The organism is Leptolyngbya cf. ectocarpi LEGE 11479 (assembly GCF_015207065.1).
Lineage (GTDB): Bacteria > Cyanobacteriota > Cyanobacteriia > Phormidesmidales > Phormidesmidaceae > Leptothoe > Leptothoe ectocarpi.
Window position 1 is genome coordinate 1 of the sequence record NZ_JADEXP010000543.1, and the last position, 2,683, is coordinate 2,683.

A 2,683-nucleotide genomic window follows, 5' to 3' on the forward strand; every position below is an offset into this window, starting at 1 on the left:
GTTAATGGCATCTTGGTATCTACTGTACGTTCGTGGAGCAGGACCTCGCTCAACGGGTCTCATTCGGCTGGCCCCTCTACCTTGGCCATCGCTTCTAGTTTCAGTAGAGCACTTAACCCAGGATTACTAGAGAATGACTCTGCTGCCTTTCGATACTCGGCTTCTGCAGTTGCCAGCTGATTAGGGTCGCTTCTGTCTGGATTTTGGAGAAGTTCAAAATACTGCTCTGTTGCTTGGGCAAGTTCGCGCGCCTTGAGGCTTTGTTGGGGAACATCGACCAGTTGAATTTCCTCGGCAATATCTTCAATCGATTGATTTTCGTATTCCACAGCTTGCAGGTCCTCGCTGTCGAGGCTTCTCAATTCTCCCTGATTAATGGATTGAATGATAAATGGTGAGTGAGTGGTACAGACAAACTGTATGGAAGGAAACGTTGTTTTGAGATCGTTAACGACCTGGCGTTGCCATTTGGGATGAAGATGGACATCAATCTCATCAATTAAGATCAGACCCATCGTTTTTTGCAGAATGCAGGGTAAATCATCAGAACCAAAATCTATAGATTCAGGTAAGAACATTGCATTCTGAGTCACGACTTTAATCGCAATATCCGCAATCAACGCCACCATCATTTTTTGACCTGCACTGAGATGGCTAAAGGGTTGAGGATCATTATCTATTAAGAGCACAACCTCTGCCCGGTCAGGATCAAACCATAGGTCGTTAGCCTCTGGAATACAGCGTAAAATTGCAAACTTAACGACATCATAGCCAGGCCGCATTCTTCCCTGGCGATTAATAGCGGCTAGCGCTTCCTTCTGGAACCATGTTTGTAAATCGGAAAGTCGAATACGCTCTTCAAAGCAGTCATAGAACGCTTCCCAACGATGGGAGGGACTAGCTCCATTCTGTTTGGCTTTTTTCCTTCGCTCATTGGACGGTAGCCAAGCTCGACCAGCTCCGTAGTAAGCGATGACTGGGAACCAAACGTCTTCACCTCTTCGATCTTGCTCAAAAAGCTGGGTAATGATTTCTACAGCTTCCTTAGCATCAGTATTTGAAGTTTTTGCGCCACCTTGACGGATCTGTCTTAGCCAATGAATGTCATGCTGATTGCCAATGCAACCCGTGGCATTAACTTGAACAGGTTTGCATTCAACAAACTGAGTTCTATCTCCAGCCTCAACAGCCTCTAAACGAATTTCAGTGGATAGAATATTACGTCTACTATTAGCTAAATTTGAATCGGGCACTTTCACTAGCCATACGCCTGCCGCAATTGCTAGGGCATCGAGTACAGATGTTTTGCCGGTGCCATTATCACCCACGAGTAGGGTGAACTGGGGATGCAGTTCTAGCGAATGCTCTGAGAATTTCTTAAAATTCTTGATTTCCAATCGATCAATTCTCATGGAAGTAACCCAATACCTTCAATTTGGAAAGTCTATTACGCAAACAATAGTCTGAACAGATTCCAGACACCCAAACTATGAACTAATGGACGCTTTTAGCTATTGGAGAGGTTGACAGACTCGTTGCATTTGCTAAATCTGAGCTACGGTGACCCCGGTACCGCCGTCGGCCTGTTCGGCATTTTCAAAGCTGAGTATCTGGGGATGGCGTTTGAGAAACTCGCGGACACCGCGTTTGAGTTTGCCGGTACCGTGGCCGTGGATGATCCAGATGGGGCCAGCGGCGGTGGCGATAAAGTTCTCCAGATCGGCTTCGGCTTCGGCTACACGCATCCCCCTGAGGTCAATGGTGTTTTTAGAGGTGCGCACGGCGGGCGCGGCGGGTTCTTTTTTGGCGATGTTGACGGTCGTGCGGCGTTTCTCAGCTGTCTTTTCAGGCAGAGCTTTGGTGGCTGGGGCAGCCGCTTTTTCGCCAGTGAGGGATTCAATCTCGCTGAGGTCAACAACGGTTTTCATCAGGCCAAAGCGGACGGCGACTTTGCCGTCGGCGTCGGGGGCACCGACGACCTCAGCCGTTTGTCCGCCGAGGCCCAAGAGTCGGACTTTTTCACCCAGTTTAGGTTTGTAGGCGGTGATGGCTTTTTTGGCTGGATGATCGCCCTTGGGTGCCTGCTGGGCGACCGCTTCAACTAGCTCCGTGGCTTTTTGGGCGGCTCGGGCGGTGGGGTTGCCCTTTTGCAGCTGGCGAATGACGGTGGCAATTTCGGCTTTTGCTTCGGCTACGGCGGCTTGGATGGCTTTTTCTTGCTCTAGCTTTTGCGTGCGTTCCCAGCCTTGGATGGCGGCGGCTTTGCGCTCAATATCGGTCTTGAGGGCTTCGGCTTGGGCCACAATACCGGCGGCCTGTTCGGCCTGGTCTTCCTGGCGTTTCCGCTGGGCTTCTAGACCGGCAATCACCTGGTTAACATCGTCTTGTTTGGTGGCTCCCACATAGGTTTGGGCCGTATCCACCACGGTCGGGGTTAACCCCAGCCGCCGGGCGATGGAAAGGGCGTTGGAGCGTCCTGGAATGCCCCATAGCAGTCGATAGGTGGGGGACAGGCTGACGTCGTCAAATTCTACGGAGGCATTTTCGAACCGCTCGTCCTGATATTTGAGGGCTTTGAGTTCACCAAAGTGGGTGGTGGCAACGGTCAGCCGGGTGTGGCTGGCCAGGTGTTGGAGCAGTGAGATCGCAAGGGCACTCCCCTCCGTCGGATCGGTCCCTGTCT

2 protein-coding genes are annotated in these 2,683 nt (G+C 51.1%); both read right to left on the reverse strand.

From position 1 onward, the window contains the following. Positions 1-59: 59 nt before the first annotated feature. Positions 60-1,412: an AAA family ATPase gene (locus IQ260_RS29655; RefSeq protein WP_193996645.1), complete on the reverse strand. Its 1,353-nt coding sequence runs from the start codon at positions 1,410-1,412 to the stop codon at positions 60-62. Between the two features lie 132 nt (positions 1,413-1,544). Then, on the reverse strand, positions 1,545-2,683 hold a 1,139-nt coding region (locus IQ260_RS29660; protein WP_193996646.1), incomplete at its 5' end, for a Smr/MutS family protein.